Origin of the sequence: Halalkalibacter akibai JCM 9157 (assembly GCF_000513135.1) — a bacterium.
Lineage (GTDB): Bacteria > Bacillota > Bacilli > Bacillales > Bacillaceae_D > Halalkalibacter > Halalkalibacter akibai.
Genome location: NZ_BAUV01000001.1, coordinates 59928 through 75882, shown reverse-complemented (window position 1 = coordinate 75882; position 15955 = coordinate 59928). Strand labels below are relative to the sequence as shown.

Here is a 15955-nt window from a genome sequence, read left to right as displayed (position 1 = left end):
ACCTAATCCCCTTTTAAAAAAGGCAAAGACTCTACTTTCATCAAAATAGAAAGTAGAGTCTGTTGACTATTTTAAAATGTCTTCGATTCGTTGTAGTTCTTCATTTGAAAATTCGAGGTTTTCGAGGGCGGCGACGTTTTCTTCGATTTGACTGACTTTGCTTGCGCCAATTAAAGCTGAAGTGACTCGGCCTTCTCGTAACACCCACGCAAGTGCCATCTGCGCTAAGTTTTGTCCTCTTTCAGTAGCGACTTCATTTAATTGCTTCACTTTATGAATGACTTCTTCTGTGACTTGATCTTCCCCTAAAAATTGAGAGGCACTAGCTGCTCGTGAGTCAGTTGGAACGCCATTCACATATTTATTTGTGAGTAAGCCTTGTGCTAGTGGACAAAAGGCGATCGAACCTACGCCATTTTCTTGTAACACATCTTGTAAGCCGTCTTCAATCCAGCGGTTAAACATAGAATAACTCGGCTGGTGAATCAGCATCGGTGTTCCGAGATCTTTTAATATCGAAACGGCTTCTACTGTCTGCTCTGGACTATAGCTTGAAATGCCGACATACAGAGCTTTTCCTTGACGTACAATTTGATCAAGTGCTCCCATCGTTTCCTCAAGTGGTGTGTTCGGGTCTGGTCGATGTGAATAAAAAATATCAACGTAATCTAAGCCCATCCGTTTTAAACTTTGGTCAAGACTCGAGATTATATTTTTCTTTGAACCCCATTCTCCGTATGGCCCTGGCCACATATAATAACCAGCTTTCGTAGAAACGACAAGCTCATCACGGTACGGTGCAAAATCAGTTTTCAGCATTTTCCCAAACATTTCTTCAGCTGACCCTGCAGGAGGTCCGTAATTATTTGCTAAATCAAAATGCGTAATCCCAAGATCAAAAGCTTTTCTTAGCATCGCACGACCGCTTTCAAACGAATCTACTCCACCGAAGTTATGCCACAAACCTAGTGAAATAGCCGGAAGTAGTAATCCTGAGTTCCCTGTTCGATTGTATTTCATTTTTTCATAACGGTTCTCACTTGCTTGATACACCATATGACAAACTCCTTTTAATGACTGTTTTCAGAAAGTCTGTTGCATTAGTTTTCCTCTTAGTGAAATGGAGCGGAAGCCACTGAGAAAGGTGTGTTTTCCACCTTTTTCACTGCTCTCTAAAGCGAGTCGCTCGAGCGCAATGCAACGAATAAACGGGAGAACGCATGCCCCATAAAAACAACTTTACGAGAGACTGTTAGTTGGCCCTAAAGACGATTAAACTCATCTGGATCTGGCCCAATTCGCTCATCTTGATTTAATGCACTAATCTTACCCATCTCTTCTTCTGTTAACTCAAAATCGAACACATCCGCGTTTTCTTGAATGCGATGAGCTTTAATCGATTTCGGAATCGTCACTACTTCATTTTGTAAATCCCAGCGAAGGATTACCTGAGCAGTCGATTTTCCGTATTTATTCGCAATCTCATTAATCGTCGGATCTTCTAAAAGACCGCCACGCATTAACGGGGACCACGCTTCTAGCTGAATTTGATGTTTCTTACAAAATTCATGAAGTTCCGTTTGCGTCAAACGAGGGTGATATTCTACCTGATTGACCATCGGTACGATCTCACATTGATTGATAATATCTTCAAGATGAGAAACGTTAAAATTACTTACACCTATTGCGCGAACACGGCCGTCTTTATAAAGCTGTTCAAGTGCCTTCCACGTTTCCACGTATTTCCCGATTCCAGGGCATGGCCAGTGAATTAAATACAAATCTAGATAGTCTGTTCCTAGTTTTCTCAAACTTTCTTCAAATGCTTCAATCGTCGACTCATAGCCTTGGTGGTTATTCCATACTTTTGATGTAAGGAACAGTTCTTCCCGTGGAACATTCGATTCGGCGATCGCTTGGCCGACACCTTCTTCATTTGCGTAAAGTTCAGCTGTATCAATGCTTCTATAACCAGCTTCAATCGCTGCCTTGACTGATGAAACAACTTCTTGCCCTTCTTCTACTAAGAAAACACCTAGTCCTAACCACGGCATTTTCACCCCATTATGTAAGGTAGTCGTACTTTGTAAACTAGTCGCCATAATTCCCAACTCCTCTTTCTACAGTTTTACATTGTCTCTCCATTTATGAACTGGTTGCCAATTTAATAATTTTTTAGCTTTTTCATTGTTTAACAAGCTCTCATAACCTGTTAACTCTTTACGGAAATCGGTCACCTCTGGGTAGATCGTTTCCATCAACGTTTTACTTTCAATATCCATACTCGTATCATCGGCGCCTATATTTAATGCAACTGAACCAAGTCCATCCGTCTCAACCGCTAAACGGTACGCTGTCGCTGCATCTCTCGTATCAATATAGCTCCACAAAATTGTTTTACGTTGTTCAGGATCATGGATGAAGCTTGGAAAACGCTCGTACATCTCAGGTGAGATCACATTTCCAAGTCGCATCGATACGACTTGCATCCCCGTTCTTTCATGCATCATATCAGCTGTTTTTTCATTTACAATTTTAGATAAGCCGTAGCTTTCCTCTGGCAATTGCGGGTGGTCCTCATCAATTGGCACATATTTCGGCTGTAAGTTTTGCTTTGAAAAACAAATGCCATAAGAAGACTCACTTGAAGAAATGACTGCTTTTTTAATCCCTAAGTTGCAGCAGCCTCTAAAATGTTATATGTTGACATGACGTTGTTTTGGAACGTCACTTCATTTGGATGCGAGTATGCGACTGGAATCGCTGCTAAATGAACTACCGCAACCGCACCAGCTAACACACCATATACTTCGCCAAGATTCGTTAAATCGGTAATAACCGTTGGACAAAGAGCTTCTTTCGGGTGCTTGATGTCCGCATTTACAACCTGATAACCGTGATCTAAAAATTCTTGAATAACGGCTGAACCTAATAAGCCACTTCCACCTGTTACAACTACTTTTTTCATATGAATTCTCCTTATCGTTTCTCGACAGCTTGTCGATGATTAATGGATACCAATTCTAAATCAGCCGCTCTCGCATTTGAGATCACTTGATCGACTGTTTTACAGCCTGGAATCACGCTTGTCACGGCTGGATGCTGCAAGCACCAAGCTAACGCCCACTGTGCCATGTTGACGCCTACAGGAACTTCCTCATGTAAAATTTCCTGAACTAATTTTAAATTTTTCGTTACTTCTGCTTGCTCATGCTTATTGCGAACATCACTCGCTTCAAACACAGCCCCTGGCTTGTATTTTCCACTTAAATATCCGCTAGCCAGTGGTACACGTGCTAACACGCCTAAATCTTGTTGTTCACACGACGGGAAAACGCGTTCTTCCGGAACTTGGTCCAAGCGATTATAAACGACTTGAATGACGCTCGCGTTATACTCAGTTGCTAATTCCGTTTGAAAAAGATTGTCATTTGAGCCGATCGAAATCCCAAGATGACGGACTTTCCCTGCTTGAATTTGCTTATCTAAAGCGGTCCACAAATCATCATTTCGGAATGCTTCATCACTGCCAGAGTGAAATTGATATAAATCAATATACTCGGTTTGTAACGCCTTTAATGAATCATCTAATTGCTTTACCACTTCCTCAGCAGACCAATGATTCGTCCGCTCAAAACGATCGTGAAAATGATGCCCAAATTTCGTCGCCACAATCCAATCTTCCCGATTATCTTGCGCCAGATAATTCCCAATAAACTTCTCAGAAAGATGATCGCCGTAACACTCAGCTGTATCAATTAAATTAATGCCCACTTCTTTGGCTGTATGTAAAATTCCATCTACCTCTTTTTGAGTGAAATCTTTGCCCCATTCACCGCCAAACTGCCACGTACCAACACCGACGACAGACACGTTTAAACCAGATCTTCCAAGCTTACGGTATTTCATAATCCCACTCCTTTTCATATCTGAACTCTAAATCAAGTCAATCGAGCAAAAACGCTTTCATAAAAAGTATACGTTTTCTAAAATGGAATCACAATTACTGAAATATATTTGATATAATTACATCAAAGTGAATTACTATATTTTTTATAGTTTCTATTCTAGAAAAAGAGGTGCTCTATGAAACAAGAAATGGAAGTAGAACAAGTGCAAATTGAATGTTCCATTGAAAAAGCTCTTAGTGTGATCGGCGGAAAATGGTCGTTCCTTGTTTTAAGAGAGTTATTTTGCGGAACGAAACGCTTTGGCGAACTACAGAAAGCGATTTCGAAAGTAAGCCCAAAAGCATTAACAGATACACTCAGACACTTAGAAGAGAATGAGGTGTTAACCCGCACCGTTTATCCAACCGTTCCGGTAACAGTTGAATACTGTTTAACTGAAAAAGGTCAAGCTCTTCATAAGATTATTAAGGAAATGAAGCACTGGGGATCGGCCTGGGCTTGATCGTCTAAAAACGATTGGGACGATTGTTATACCAAACGTATAATTGTTTTAAAAACAAAAAATAGGGCCTGTAACCAGCTCATTCTCTCTCTAGCATTGGCTAGGAGGGAGCTTGCTAGGCTGCAGGCCCTTTCTTTAATAAGGATAATCAAACAAAGAGGATTTGCCCTTCCTTTATCTATTTCTTTTAAACAACTTATGAAGCCACTGCCATTTCTTCGTAGTGCTAGCTTTTCCTCTCATCTCTTTTCCTACTATCATCAACTCATAAATTGCCTGGACGGTCTCCTCAGGTGTGAGGTTCGAGTTATCAATAACGTTAGTCCAATTCGCTTCTACATAAGGCTGCCTTTCAGCTAAATGACTGTCTAACCAATCTGGGACTGTCGATTGTCTTTTTACTAGTCTTTTAGCAAGTGTATCTCGAGTTGGGGCAAGTGTGATATGGTAAAACGCTACATTCATAGACTCGATATTTTTTCTAACATCTTTTACTTGTTCCTCTGAAAAAATGGTGTTGCCAAATATAAAGACAACATCAATATTACCTTTCAACAATCCATTCGCTAGATGTCCGGTACTCTCTCTTGCCGCCTTCCAAACTTCTAAATGATGTTTTGCTTTAAATTCCGGATCTAAAAAGCGATAGATATCATCAATTTCAATTCCTGCAATGCCGTTTTGAAAGTGATTCTCCAATACCTTCGGAACTACTTTTCTCATTGTTGACTTACCGGCACCGGATGGAGCACTTACGAATACGACTGTTTTCATGTGTAAAACTCCTTTCTACTTTTTCTATCTCGCATCATTCTCCTTAAAATACATTTGGATTCCACGCTCTAAAGTGATCGTTTGTTGCCAGCCTGGCATTCGAATTCCTTTATGCCATGGGATCATAATTTCATTGGGCCGATAGTCAATCGCTCCCCACTTCACACGAACTTGTTTTCCTATTACTGTTTCAACTGTTGAAACAAGTTTGCGTAATGAAATGCGTTTTTCACTTCCAACGGAGAAGCGCTCCATTCCACTCGATTCGTTAGCTAGTAATCGCTCGGCAGCGACAATATAAGCTGCTATAACATCATCAATATATAATAGATCTAACAACTGTTCCCCTGGTGATAGAAGTAGAGTGGTTCCTTCTGAAGCAGCCCGGTAGATAAGATTCATCAGTTTTGGTCTCGGATCATGAGGGCCATAGTTATCAAATAACACTAATGTGATCGCGTTCATTGCCGTGCCGTCTGTATAGTAAAACAATATGTCTTCAAATGCTTGCTTCGTAGCGGCATACAGGCTATTAGGATGATAGAGTGCTTGATTCATATGCTGAGAAAAAGAGCTTGTGTTAACCAATTTGTTTACTTGATTTTTTGCCATTGCCTCAAGCAAATAACTTGCCATCACGACGTTGCTTTCTAGCATGTTCGGGACATCTTTTGTCTCATAACGAATCGAAGCAAAGGACGACAAATGGAACACAATATCTGGCCGAGCTTTCTTGATCGCCTGATCCATTGATTGGTAACTGCCATCGTAAACATGTATTTGATGGTGTGCTAGCAAATTTTCTATCGTTTTTTTGCTCGAAGAAGGCCTTATGAGCACATGCACCTCACTGCCATCTTCGACTAGTTTTTTTGTTAAATGAGAACCAATATATCCAGTCGCACCAGTTGCAAAAACACGGGCCCCTTTTAAACTACTCATCTAAGCTCTTCCTTTTTGTTAAACCATTCATATATTCATCTATTTGCTTGAGAGTCATTTCTCTCATATTCTCCTGTTGGTGATAAGCTTTCATCCATTTTACGATCTCTACTAAAGAATTTTCTAAATTCCAGAGTGGCTTCCACCCTAGTAAAGCCCTTGATTTGGCACAATCTAGCTTCAAAAAAGTTGATTCAGGGTATAACGCTTGCTTGTATTCTTCTGTTTTCACTTTTAATCCCCAAAGCTTCATTAAACGATCAACAACAAAGCCTACCTCGCGACAATCCCGGTCATCAGGGCCAAAATTCCATGCTTCTGCATATCTTTGATCTTCTTGATATAATTTTTCTGCTAGCAGTAAATAGCCTGACAACGGCTCTAGCACATGTTGCCATGGACGAACCGCATGGGGCTTTCTTAATACAAGCGGCTTTTGCTTTGCAAGTGCATCTAAACACTGAGGAATGAGCCGTTCTGTTGACCAATCTCCGCCTCCAATGACGTTACCCGCTCGAGCTGAAGCAAGGCGTACATTCGAGTCTTTACTACTAAAGAAAGATTTTCGGTAAGAGGTTGTCACTAATTCAGAACATGCCTTACTAGCAGAATAAGGATCATTCCCACCTAAAGGCTCATTTTCACGGTACCCCCAATGCCACTCTTTATTTTCATAACATTTATCAGTTGTTACATTGATAACAGCTCGAATCTTGCTATCTTGTTTCTCTAAAGAACGAATCGCTTCAAATATATTTACGGTTCCAATTACGTTAGTTTGAAAAGTTCCAACCGGGTCACGGTAGGATTCTCCGACGATCGGTTGAGCTGCCATATGAAAGACAATGTCAGGATTTGCAGCAGATACAACCTGCTGCAAATTCTGGGCATCATTGATATCCCCGATATGAGAATCAACCAATTGCTCTACCTTGGCTAATTCATACAAGCTCGGAGACGTAGAAGCTGGTAAAGCATAACCCGTTACATTTGCTCCTAGTTGAGTTAACCAAAGGCTTAGCCACGAGCCTTTGAACCCGGTGTGGCCTGTCACCAAAACTCGCTTCCCTTTCCAAAACTCTTTATTCAAAGTCATTAGACCACATCCTCCACGGCGGATTTCCTTGCTTCCAAAGTTCCTCGAGCTTGTTTCGATCATTGAGTGTATCCATCGGTTTCCAAAAACCTTGATGCTTGTAAGCCATCAGCTGTTGATCTTCGGCAAGCTTAGGCAATGCATCTGTTTCAAACACACAAGCGTCACCTGTCAAGTAATCGAGTACAGCTGGTTCTAATACAAAGAAACCACCATTCACCCAATGACCGTCTCCTTGTGGTTTCTCTTGGAATCTTCTAATATTCATCTCTTTCGCAATATCTAATGAACCAAATCTTCCGTCAGGTTGAACCGCCGTTAAGGTCGCTAATTTTCCATGACTCTTGTGAAATCGTACTAAATCACTTATCTTCACATTCGATAAACCATCACCATACGTCAGCATGAATGTTTCATTATTTAAATAAGGCTTAACTCGTAATAGTCTTCCACCCGTCATTGAGTCCGGCCCTGTTTCTACTAAAGTTACCTTCCAAGGCTCGACGTTCTTTCTGTGTATTTCCATCTCGTTCTCCTCTTTTAAATCAAACGTAACATCGGCTTTCTTTATTAAATATTGAGAGAAGAACTCTTTAATCATGTGCCCCTTATAACCAAGGCAAATCACAAACTCGTTAAAACCATAAGTTGAATAAATCTTCATAATATGCCACAGGATTGGCATATCACCAATTTCCACCATTGGTTTTGGCTTTAACCTCGTTTCTTCACTAAGTCTTGTTCCAAACCCTCCTGCTAATATCACTACTTTCATAAAATACCTCCTTTTTTTGAGTCTTCTAAAGTGTATGGAGCAACAGATTTATATGTTTGTTCAAAAGTCTATTAATCTATCCTCCTTTTATACTATTTCTTTTAAAACAAACGAGTAACTAGAGCAATCACAACTAGAATTCATACAGTATCAATATCAAACAGAAAGGGGTAAATAGATATGGATTTATTAGATAAGCTAAATTTTTCACAGATGCCATTTAGTAGAAAAGCGAGAACAATAGGGAATGTAACGGATAATCATGATCGTTATCATCTTTGTGTGACAGCTAGTAACGATTATGTATTGAGGGTTCTTACCTTATATGAGTCTTTAGAAGAGAACTCAAACCGGTTTAAATTGTGGGTTTGCTGCATGGATAAGCAGGCCTTCACTTTTTTTAAAAAGTTAAATAAAGAAAATATGGTTCTGTTTTTTGTCGAACAACTTGAAACACCCGCCCTTCGTGAAGTACGGCAACAACGGAAAATGAATGAATATTGCTGGACCATAAAAGCTCCGTTAATTCATCATCTTCTAACAACCTATCACTTAGATTCCGTTCTATATTGTGACGGAGACCTCTTCTTTTTTTCCGATCCTAAAGAGATCTTTGATGACTGGGGCAAAGCTTCTGTTTATTTAACGACTCAACGAGATCTAGATTGGGTCGAAAAAAAATACGGGAAGTTTCAAGCTGGAATGATTGGCTTTCGAAATGATAAAAACGGCTTACAAAGTGTGAAATGGTGGATGAAGAGGTGTGAGGAGTGGTGCTCTTTAGATCCAGATGAAAAAAGATTTGGCGACCAGAAATATTTGGACTCCCTTCCTGAACTGTTTTCTAATATCAAAATCTCAACTCATTTAGGAATCAATGCGGCGCCTTGGAATTGTGTTTACAACAACAACTATCAGATTGAAAAAAAAGACGGCACCGTTTACGTCAATAACGACAAACTAACAGCCTATCACTTTGCTTGCTTTTCCATTTTAAATGAAGATGAATTTGAGCTGTGGTCACTGAATCACATTAAAATTAAGCGTGCCATTAAGAAGAATATTTACGAGCCCTATATCGAAAAAATTCGCAACACCATCCAAACATTGAAAAATAGTGGGGTAAACGTACAAAAGTACTTTAGTAAAACTTCCCGTAAGGAGGTAAAAACCTTTTACAAATTCACCCCTTTACGCAGAAAAATGGATGAAACCGATGCCTTCTATTGTTTCTGTACGATCATCAGTAAGGAGTATGTGCTAAAAGGCCTCGCCCTGTATCAATCTTTACAGAAGCAAGGAGACCCCTTTCATCTTTGGATCGGTTGTATGGATGATGACACGGCTAATATACTAGAAAAACTCAATCTAAAACACGCAACACTCATCCCATTCCATCAAATGGAGGACACCCTCTTAAAAGAAGCGTTAAACGATCGCACCCTAACAGAAAAGTGCTGGACGATGAAACCCGTTTTATGTAGTTATGTTTTACGAACATACAGCGAGCTTGATCATATCGTTTACTGTGACGCTGATATGTATTTTTTCAATAGTGCCCAGACGATTTTTGACCAATGGTCCACCTATTCGATTTTTCTAACAAAGCAAAGAAGCACAGATCAAGTTGAGTACGAACACGGAATTTATCAAGCTGGACTAATTGGTTTTAAACAAGAACCTAATAGCATTAAAATTCTTAATTGGTGGAAGGAACGATGCATTGATTGGTGTTACGATTCTCCCTATGATCCAACTCGATGGGGAGATCAGAAGTATTTGACGGAGATCCCGCGATTATTCTCAAATATAAAAGTTATCGACCATGCTGGAATTGATGCAGCCCCCTGGAACCTTGTCATGACAGGTAAATACCAAGTAAAGAAAGAGGAACAGCAGATTTTTCTGAATAACACACCGCTGATTTGTTATCACTTTGGTAGTCTGCTGATCTTGAATTCTAATAAATATGAGCTGTGGAAACTTGAGAAACTTCCTTTTACCGAGGAGACATTAAACTATATTTACAATCCTTATTTACAACAACTTCAGGAGAACCACAGGAAAGTGAGTAAAGTCGATCATCGTACTCAATACTTCTCATCGGTTCCAACTAACTATAGTCCTAAAAACATTTACCACTTGAAAGGGGCTGGGACATAACCTGCCAAGAACAATGAAAAGGTTCTGATCATTAAGCTATAATGGTCGGGGCCCTTTTTTTGTTGATTCATTCTGGTAGTTCATGCTCGTCTTGCTTCATGGAGATATATCTATTCTTCTCATCCATAAATATCGAGTCCCACTACACTTCCATCCATATCATCTACAACCAATACCACTTTCTCAGCAAATGTACTAAACATACGGATCGTGATGGATTCCTTAAGTTCAGCTGTTAAAAACCACCCTGTTGGTCGAAGCGCTATGGAACCGCGATCGATAAAGAATAATGTGATAAATTCTTTTGTCTTCTCTGTTTCTTTTAAAAAAAGTGGCTCGATTTTGGCTTTGTTTACTTCATAGTAGGTCAATTTTCTTGGTGAAGTCGGCAGCTTGCTATTTGAGGATCGATACAAATCAGGAATTATAGGAGAAATGCCATCTGAAAGTAACTGCTTAATGATTTCTTTCGAAGTATTTTTGAGAAATCTTACGTTAATTTCTTTTCGTTTTCCATTAATGAAAATCTGCTGTACCTCTTCGTAATGAGGGGCTATTTCACTCATAATTGTTTTTAAAGCCTTGTCACTTTCGGCAGGTAACGATGTGAACGAGTCTGTATGTAACAGCACATCGAAGGCAGCAAAGAGCTGGCAGATTTCACTCATTTCGGTTAGCGGTGTGGTCGGGTTTATTCTTTCGATATGTAGTTCGCCGTTTTCAAGTGTTACTTCGCTTTGTGGTTCTTCGATTTCGATTAGCCATTCATACATGAAAAACGACTCCTTACTCTATTCGTTTTCACTTGCTTTTTAACATTTTAGTTAAGATATTAATGAATAAATCCATAGTAGATTACACCTGCAATCGTAAACAAAGGTATAACAAAAATCAATGCGTTTTTGAATGCTTTAAAGTACGTTTTATAACCTTCACCTTTATCGGAATGTGTGGCTAATTCCATTGCTAACCAAAGCACTGACAAAATTCCTAATCCAATTCCTATTAACCAGGTCACTTCGGGACACCTCCAAAATTTTCCTTTTTTGTTAGTTTAACATATTTTTTTTCAAGCGTCCTATGTTTAAAATTATCACTCTAACAATTTACGTTTAAAGATTTTGATCATCTCTTTGTCTCATAATAATAAAGTACACATGCTATCATCATTCCTAATGACAACCCTATTCCAGCGCCTACAATTTGAATAAAAACATATCCTAACACCGTTCCAATTGTACTAACGATTGAGCCACCTAATAATCCGAATAGGATTCCGTAAGTTAGATAGTTTTCAAGTTTAGGCTTCTTTTTATCAGTCATACCCTCTCCTCCAGTTCTGTGCTATAAAACTTCATCATGAGTTCCGAGGACACCCCCTCCGGAATTCTATATTTAACTGTTGAATAATGCTCCCAAAATGCTTACACTATTGTGATACGCTTATCAAAGGAGTAACTAGAATGAACAACTTTAAGTTCACCACTTACCAGTTTTTTTTGTTTACTATCGCATTACTGACAAATGTTCTGTTCGATAAACACATCGGTCCACCACCTGATATTACCGATCTAATTTCCTTAGTTATTTCTCTTCCGATCTATATTTTCGTAGTTCTCTCAATTAGACATTTATATAAACGCCATCGTACGATCTCGCGAAGAAATAAGATCGCCTTATCCATATTCGCCTTTTTTTCATCCATTGTGTTTTTGGCGATATTAGAAAGTATTTGGTTTGAGATAACAGGAAAGATGTTATTTTAGTCTAGCTGATGGTCCTTTTATTGCGTATAGGATTCCATTCAGCAGGTCGAACCGAGGAAGTGAGGATTAAATGGGAGCTAGCAAGAGAGCATATGACTTGCTTTCGCAATAAACTTGGTAGATTTCACTATTATTTTTTTTGAATTGCAATTATTCACCTTTCAATCGCGATTTAAAAATTTTTTCGCTATTAAGCCAAATATTTCTTCCTTAAGATTTGGGAATGTACTTAATAGCGATCAAAATTCGCTATAAAAATTCCATTCGCTATTATAATTTGATTATCGCTAATATTTTTCGAAATTCGCTATTATTTCAGACGGTTTCACTATTATATTTAAGAATTCGCTATTAAATCCGCCGTTTGTATTCTCGTTAGAAACCTTTCCACTAACAAACAAAAAAACACCTACCAAATCATCAACGACCTATTTGATAGGTGATGCCCCCACAATAAACTACAATCCAACTTCCTCTGCCTCTACATCCAACTGATTTTCACTAGTTACTGCTTGACTTGAAGCCGTCACATTGATCAATACAATACCGACTACAATGAAAAGAATGCCAATCATTCCTGTGACACTGAGTTTTTCCTTCCAAATGATAAAGCTGATTAGTGAGGCTCCAGCAATTCCTACTCCGCACCAAGTTGCATAGGCGACACTTAATGGGATCGTTTTAAAAGCTAACGCCAAAAAAAATAAAGCTAGGCCGAACCCGACCACGCCTCCAATTGCTGGAACCATCTTTGTAAATCCTTCTGATGCCTTAAGCATCGCTGTACCAAAAATTTCAGATAAGATGCCAAGTGCTAAAAATAAATAAGCCATCTTTATCCCTCCTCTGTTACCTTCATTAATCTCTTATATACGTTTTCTCTTTGTTCAGTCGATAATGGTGCTAAACCAAATAATTCAGAAAACCAAAGTCCATCAACAGCTAATCGTAAGATCGTAGCTGTTGTTTCTTCAAGGCCATCGTCTTCTATTTTTTGCTTCCAGTCGCTGTAAGCATCTTGCATCGGTTGTAGGAACTCTGGATTATAAGCTGCAGCTGCTAAAAGCCCTGCGTTCATCTTTTGACTTGTTACACCTTGATGAAACGTTTCTTTTATAAACGCGCGTGTCCATCGTCCTTTAACGACAGGGCCTTGCTCGGCTTCTTTTTCAATGTTGTCGATATATTGAGCAATCACATGGTCAACCATCCCGCTAATTAACTCTTCTTTGGATGGGAAGTGATACAGAAGTCCACCTTTACTTAGTCCAGCCTGTTTCGCAACCGCTTCAAGAGTAAGCTCCAAAATTCCTTCAGTCTGAACAATGTGTGAGGCTGCTGTTAGAATTGAATCACGAGTATTAGTCTTCATATTGTTTATTCTCCTTTTATTTAACCCCTATAACCACTGTACCGTCTGGACGGTTTAAATGTCAATCCGTTTGCTTTTAAAATGCAAAAAAGTTCTTAGCATTAGCTAAGAACCTCTTCTTTCAATCATCCTATTTATTTACCACTCTATAAACCCAAATTCCCTCTACCTTACCATGCATCGTATTTCCTTGTTCCATTATGTTATAGATGACTGCTACGGTTTCTTCGGGTGTTTGCCAAGAGTTATCAATGACATTTGTCCACTCTGCTCCTAAAAAAGGCTGTCTTTCAGCTAATTGATAGTCAAGCCATTCTGGGACGGTTGATTCTCGCTCCACTAACCGTTCGTGAAGCTTATCACGAGCTGGTGCAAGTGTAATATGATAAAAGGCTATATCTTGCGGAACTTTTATATGCTTTTTGATGTCCTCTACCTGTTCTTCTGAAAAAATGGTATTTCCAAATATGAAGACGATTTCTACACTGCCATTTAGCATTCCATTTGCCAGAGAACCAGTACTTTCTCTAGCTTGTTTCCACACTTCCGAATAATCTGCAGCTCTAAATTCCGGGTCTAGAAAACGGTAGATATCATCAATTTCAATCCCAGCAATTTGTTTATAATAGGGATGTCCTAATGAATTCAGGATTATTTTTCTCATGGTTGACTTTCCTGATCCAGAAGGACCACTAACAAGTACAACAGCTTTCAATAGAATCCCCCTTTCTCAACTCTTTATATTGTATGTAATTCTTTTAGCTTTCGTTTGTATGATTGATCCAGCTTTATAGTATTGCCTCTTAAACGAGCGAGTATCTAGAGGATTCTAACTAGTAGTCTTACTTTCATCAACCGCTATTTTAATGAAATTGAAAAAGAGGAAACCAAGTTCAAAAACTCAGTTTCCTCCAAGCATCCACTTTTAATTTCACATTATTTCTTCCTCATCGGTTTTACAACAAACGTTTGTATAATCGCTATTAAAATCGCGGCTAAAATGGCGGTGCCAAAACCGTTAATCACAAATGCGCTTCCCATTAAACCGGCTGTGAGCATGAGGGTTATCGCACTGATCACAAATAGAAATAATCCGAGAGTTAAGACTGTGATCGGTAACGTTAGAATGACAAGAATAGGCCTAACAATTGCATTCATAATGGACAAGAGCACACTGGCAATAAGCGCGGCCCCGAAACCTGAAAGCTGGAATCCATCAAATAAAAAAGCAATTCCCATTAAAATGAGGGCGTTAATGATTAATCCTACGATCCATCTCATGAACGACTCACATCCTCTTCATTTGGAATAACGAATACCGCAATGATGTATCCCAAAACGAAAGGAAATACACCTGTAGCAAAAAATAATACAACCGCAAGTAATCGAATGAGAGTTGGGTCAATATTGACGTATTGAGCCAGTCCTCCACAAATACCCGCTATTTTCCGGTCATATTGTGAACGAAATAACTTTTTCATGCTTGTCACCTCACTTTTTAGAAAATCGCTACAACCCTTTGAATAGGATTGTAGCTTTCTTTTTTAGTTTTGATCTCTTATTAACAAAGAACCTGTATTGGTCGATGCATTTACTTTGATTCGTGGCGAAGATTGCTGATTTCCGATAAAGTTCATCGACTTATGTGCGAACTCTTTCTTTTCCTCAAGCACTTCATAGTCCGCTAAATCAACGGTAAAACCGCCGACATTGGTTTTTAACTTGCCTTCGACTCTTGTTGATTTCGGAATAAACAAGTGGATACTACCTGTAGTTGCTTTTAAATCGGCATATCCTGACTCCGTTAAATCACCAAGGTTATAGGTGATTGAGCCATTCACAGTTTCGACATCTACATCTTGGACTGTTCCGGTCACCGTAATACCACCGTTTATTGTTTTTGTATCTAGTAAATCAACGGTTATATCTTTGAAGTCAATCGCTCCGTGTACCGTCTCTGCCATCACCTTTTTTCCTTTAATACCTGTAAAAGACAAAGCTCCATTTACTGCATTAACGTCAAATGTATCGACTTCAATTTGCTCTCCGGTAATTTGCCCATTAAATGTGTACAGCTTAATATGAGAAAAAGCGTTTCTTGGCACAAACACGGTTGTTTGAACTTTAATGGATTTCGTTTTCGTATGGAACAGCATTTTACGTTCATCCACTCGGAAAGAAGATTCTTGTAAGAAGACACGCCTTGCTTCTTCTGTATCCTTTACCCGATAAACCTTCGCTTGACACTCAATTCGAATATCTTTTTCATCCCAAGGTTTAAAGAGGATTGATCCATTTTCAAGAGAGATATCTATCGACGTTGGTTCAATGTCACGATGCTGGAAAATATGGTCAATAACAACGTGCGGTCCAAAATTAAAGTCTAGGTCAACATCTTTAATTTTTTGAATCGCACTCTCGATAAAGGACGCAAACATATTCGTAGTTGATGACGCCGCTTGGCGTGCGCGCTCGCGATAGTTATCGCCTTCATCCCAGTTCACTTTTGTCGATACTTCAGCTGTTTTTGGAGGCTCTGATTTTTCAATCGCTTCTAACAACTTAATTCCTTCTTCAGCCGTTATCTTCCCGTCTTCAATCATCTTTAATATCATTTTACGTTCTTCCAACATAGTCACTCCCTCTTGAAAATT

General features: G+C 39.1%; 19 protein-coding genes and 1 pseudogene. 3 read left to right on the top strand and 17 right to left on the bottom strand.

The features are described from left to right. Window positions 1-66 precede the first annotated feature (66 nt). The 4 genes and pseudogenes from mgrA to JCM9157_RS00360 form a co-directional block, all read right to left on the bottom strand. A complete protein-coding gene (mgrA, locus tag JCM9157_RS00375; RefSeq protein WP_035660907.1) occupies window positions 67-1056 on the bottom strand; it encodes an L-glyceraldehyde 3-phosphate reductase in 990 nt (329 codons plus the stop codon). Window positions 1057-1262: 206 nt separating this feature from the next. Beyond that, window positions 1263-2102: an aldo/keto reductase gene (locus tag JCM9157_RS00370; protein WP_035660905.1), complete on the bottom strand. Its 840-nt coding sequence runs from the start codon at window positions 2100-2102 to the stop codon at window positions 1263-1265. Between the two features lie 18 nt (window positions 2103-2120). Next, window positions 2121-2968 (bottom strand): annotated as a pseudogene (locus JCM9157_RS00365) (NAD-dependent epimerase/dehydratase family protein). Window positions 2969-2979: 11 nt separating this feature from the next. Continuing rightward, on the bottom strand, window positions 2980-3909 hold the full coding sequence (locus JCM9157_RS00360) for an aldo/keto reductase (RefSeq protein WP_035660902.1): 930 nt from the start codon (window positions 3907-3909) through the stop codon (window positions 2980-2982). Window positions 3910-4086: 177 nt separating this feature from the next. On the opposite strand from JCM9157_RS00360, the gene JCM9157_RS00355 reads away from it, so the two are divergent. Continuing rightward, the gene (locus JCM9157_RS00355; RefSeq protein ID WP_035660900.1) at window positions 4087-4413 is read left to right on the top strand and encodes a winged helix-turn-helix transcriptional regulator; all 327 of its coding nucleotides are present in this window, start codon (window positions 4087-4089) and stop codon (window positions 4411-4413) included. Between the two features lie 174 nt (window positions 4414-4587). Here the strand turns inward: JCM9157_RS00355 and JCM9157_RS00350 are convergent, their stop codons facing one another. Genes JCM9157_RS00350 through rfbF form a run of 4 tightly spaced genes read right to left on the bottom strand, consistent with a single transcriptional unit; the run spans window position 4588 to window position 8000 of the window. Next, window positions 4588-5187 carry a P-loop nucleotide/nucleoside kinase family protein gene (locus tag JCM9157_RS00350; protein ID WP_035660897.1) on the bottom strand — a complete coding sequence of 200 codons (600 nt, stop codon included), beginning with the start codon at window positions 5185-5187 and terminating at the stop codon, window positions 4588-4590. Between the two features lie 24 nt (window positions 5188-5211). Beyond that, entirely contained in the window at window positions 5212-6129 is a 918-nt protein-coding gene (locus JCM9157_RS00345) for an NAD-dependent epimerase/dehydratase family protein (RefSeq protein ID WP_035660895.1), read from the bottom strand. Continuing rightward, complete coding sequence (gene rfbG, locus JCM9157_RS00340; protein ID WP_035660893.1) at window positions 6122-7225, bottom strand: CDP-glucose 4,6-dehydratase; 1104 nt, start codon at window positions 7223-7225, stop codon at window positions 6122-6124. The genes JCM9157_RS00345 and rfbG overlap by 8 nt, the downstream gene beginning before the upstream one ends. Next, the gene (gene rfbF / locus JCM9157_RS00335) at window positions 7212-8000 is read right to left on the bottom strand and encodes a glucose-1-phosphate cytidylyltransferase (RefSeq protein WP_035660890.1); all 789 of its coding nucleotides are present in this window, start codon (window positions 7998-8000) and stop codon (window positions 7212-7214) included. Before rfbF ends, rfbG begins: the two co-directional genes overlap by 14 nt. A 180-nt stretch (window positions 8001-8180) precedes the next feature. On the opposite strand from rfbF, the gene JCM9157_RS00330 reads away from it, so the two are divergent. After that, window positions 8181-10163, top strand: coding sequence for an alpha-amylase family protein (locus JCM9157_RS00330; protein ID WP_052012854.1), 1983 nt, complete (start codon window positions 8181-8183; stop codon window positions 10161-10163). A 119-nt stretch (window positions 10164-10282) separates the two neighbouring features. Here JCM9157_RS00330 and JCM9157_RS00325 read toward each other — a convergent pair whose 3' ends face one another. From JCM9157_RS00325 to JCM9157_RS00315, 3 genes are all read right to left on the bottom strand, one after another. Then, a complete protein-coding gene (locus tag JCM9157_RS00325) occupies window positions 10283-10936 on the bottom strand; it encodes a hypothetical protein (RefSeq protein WP_035660888.1) in 654 nt (217 codons plus the stop codon). Between the two features lie 59 nt (window positions 10937-10995). Beyond that, window positions 10996-11181 carry a hypothetical protein gene (locus JCM9157_RS00320; protein ID WP_035660885.1) on the bottom strand — a complete coding sequence of 62 codons (186 nt, stop codon included), beginning with the start codon at window positions 11179-11181 and terminating at the stop codon, window positions 10996-10998. Window positions 11182-11288: 107 nt separating this feature from the next. Further along, entirely contained in the window at window positions 11289-11486 is a 198-nt protein-coding gene (locus JCM9157_RS00315) for a hypothetical protein (RefSeq protein WP_035660883.1), read from the bottom strand. Between the two features lie 140 nt (window positions 11487-11626). On the opposite strand from JCM9157_RS00315, the gene JCM9157_RS00310 reads away from it, so the two are divergent. Further along, window positions 11627-11929, top strand: a complete 303-nt coding sequence (locus tag JCM9157_RS00310) for a hypothetical protein (RefSeq protein WP_035660880.1) — start codon at window positions 11627-11629, stop codon at window positions 11927-11929. Window positions 11930-12387: 458 nt separating this feature from the next. Here the strand turns inward: JCM9157_RS00310 and JCM9157_RS00305 are convergent, their stop codons facing one another. From JCM9157_RS00305 to JCM9157_RS00280, 6 genes are all read right to left on the bottom strand, one after another. After that, complete coding sequence (locus JCM9157_RS00305) at window positions 12388-12762, bottom strand: DMT family transporter (RefSeq protein WP_052012853.1); 375 nt, start codon at window positions 12760-12762, stop codon at window positions 12388-12390. A 2-nt stretch (window positions 12763-12764) separates the two neighbouring features. Then, window positions 12765-13301 carry a TetR/AcrR family transcriptional regulator gene (locus JCM9157_RS00300; RefSeq protein ID WP_035660877.1) on the bottom strand — a complete coding sequence of 179 codons (537 nt, stop codon included), beginning with the start codon at window positions 13299-13301 and terminating at the stop codon, window positions 12765-12767. Between the two features lie 130 nt (window positions 13302-13431). After that, window positions 13432-14016, bottom strand: coding sequence for a P-loop nucleotide/nucleoside kinase family protein (locus JCM9157_RS00295; RefSeq protein WP_035660874.1), 585 nt, complete (start codon window positions 14014-14016; stop codon window positions 13432-13434). 221 nt (window positions 14017-14237) lie between these two features. Then, on the bottom strand, window positions 14238-14582 hold the full coding sequence (locus JCM9157_RS00290; RefSeq protein ID WP_035660871.1) for a phage holin family protein: 345 nt from the start codon (window positions 14580-14582) through the stop codon (window positions 14238-14240). Next, window positions 14579-14782, bottom strand: coding sequence for a PspC domain-containing protein (locus JCM9157_RS00285; protein WP_035660867.1), 204 nt, complete (start codon window positions 14780-14782; stop codon window positions 14579-14581). Before JCM9157_RS00285 ends, JCM9157_RS00290 begins: the two co-directional genes overlap by 4 nt. Before the next feature lie 63 nt (window positions 14783-14845). Continuing rightward, the gene (locus tag JCM9157_RS00280) at window positions 14846-15934 is read right to left on the bottom strand and encodes a DUF4097 family beta strand repeat-containing protein (RefSeq protein ID WP_235714760.1); all 1089 of its coding nucleotides are present in this window, start codon (window positions 15932-15934) and stop codon (window positions 14846-14848) included. Window positions 15935-15955 lie beyond the last annotated feature (21 nt).

Excerpts from the sequence above, each read along its gene's own strand:
- rfbG (WP_035660893.1), bottom strand. The coding sequence starts at position 7,225 with ATGACTTTGAATAAAGAGTTTTGGAAAGGGAAGCGAGTTTTGGTGACA.
- JCM9157_RS00325 (WP_035660888.1), bottom strand. The coding sequence starts at position 10,936 with ATGTATGAATGGCTAATCGAAATCGAAGAACCACAAAGCGAAGTAACA.
- JCM9157_RS00360 (WP_035660902.1), bottom strand. The coding sequence starts at position 3,909 with ATGAAATACCGTAAGCTTGGAAGATCTGGTTTAAACGTGTCTGTCGTC.
- JCM9157_RS00290 (WP_035660871.1), bottom strand. The coding sequence starts at position 14,582 with ATGAGATGGATCGTAGGATTAATCATTAACGCCCTCATTTTAATGGGA.
- rfbF (WP_035660890.1), bottom strand. The coding sequence starts at position 8,000 with ATGAAAGTAGTGATATTAGCAGGAGGGTTTGGAACAAGACTTAGTGAA.
- JCM9157_RS00280 (WP_235714760.1), bottom strand. The coding sequence starts at position 15,934 with ATGTTGGAAGAACGTAAAATGATATTAAAGATGATTGAAGACGGGAAG.
- JCM9157_RS00315 (WP_035660883.1), bottom strand. The coding sequence starts at position 11,486 with ATGACTGATAAAAAGAAGCCTAAACTTGAAAACTATCTAACTTACGGA.
- JCM9157_RS00345 (WP_035660895.1), bottom strand. The coding sequence starts at position 6,129 with ATGAGTAGTTTAAAAGGGGCCCGTGTTTTTGCAACTGGTGCGACTGGA.
- JCM9157_RS00310 (WP_035660880.1), top strand. The coding sequence starts at position 11,627 with ATGAACAACTTTAAGTTCACCACTTACCAGTTTTTTTTGTTTACTATC.
- JCM9157_RS00350 (WP_035660897.1), bottom strand. The coding sequence starts at position 5,187 with ATGAAAACAGTCGTATTCGTAAGTGCTCCATCCGGTGCCGGTAAGTCA.
- JCM9157_RS00355 (WP_035660900.1), top strand. The coding sequence starts at position 4,087 with ATGAAACAAGAAATGGAAGTAGAACAAGTGCAAATTGAATGTTCCATT.
- JCM9157_RS00305 (WP_052012853.1), bottom strand. The coding sequence starts at position 12,762 with ATGGCTTATTTATTTTTAGCACTTGGCATCTTATCTGAAATTTTTGGT.
- JCM9157_RS00370 (WP_035660905.1), bottom strand. The coding sequence starts at position 2,102 with ATGGCGACTAGTTTACAAAGTACGACTACCTTACATAATGGGGTGAAA.
- mgrA (WP_035660907.1), bottom strand. The coding sequence starts at position 1,056 with ATGGTGTATCAAGCAAGTGAGAACCGTTATGAAAAAATGAAATACAAT.
- JCM9157_RS00285 (WP_035660867.1), bottom strand. The coding sequence starts at position 14,782 with ATGAAAAAGTTATTTCGTTCACAATATGACCGGAAAATAGCGGGTATT.
- JCM9157_RS00330 (WP_052012854.1), top strand. The coding sequence starts at position 8,181 with ATGGATTTATTAGATAAGCTAAATTTTTCACAGATGCCATTTAGTAGA.
- JCM9157_RS00300 (WP_035660877.1), bottom strand. The coding sequence starts at position 13,301 with ATGAAGACTAATACTCGTGATTCAATTCTAACAGCAGCCTCACACATT.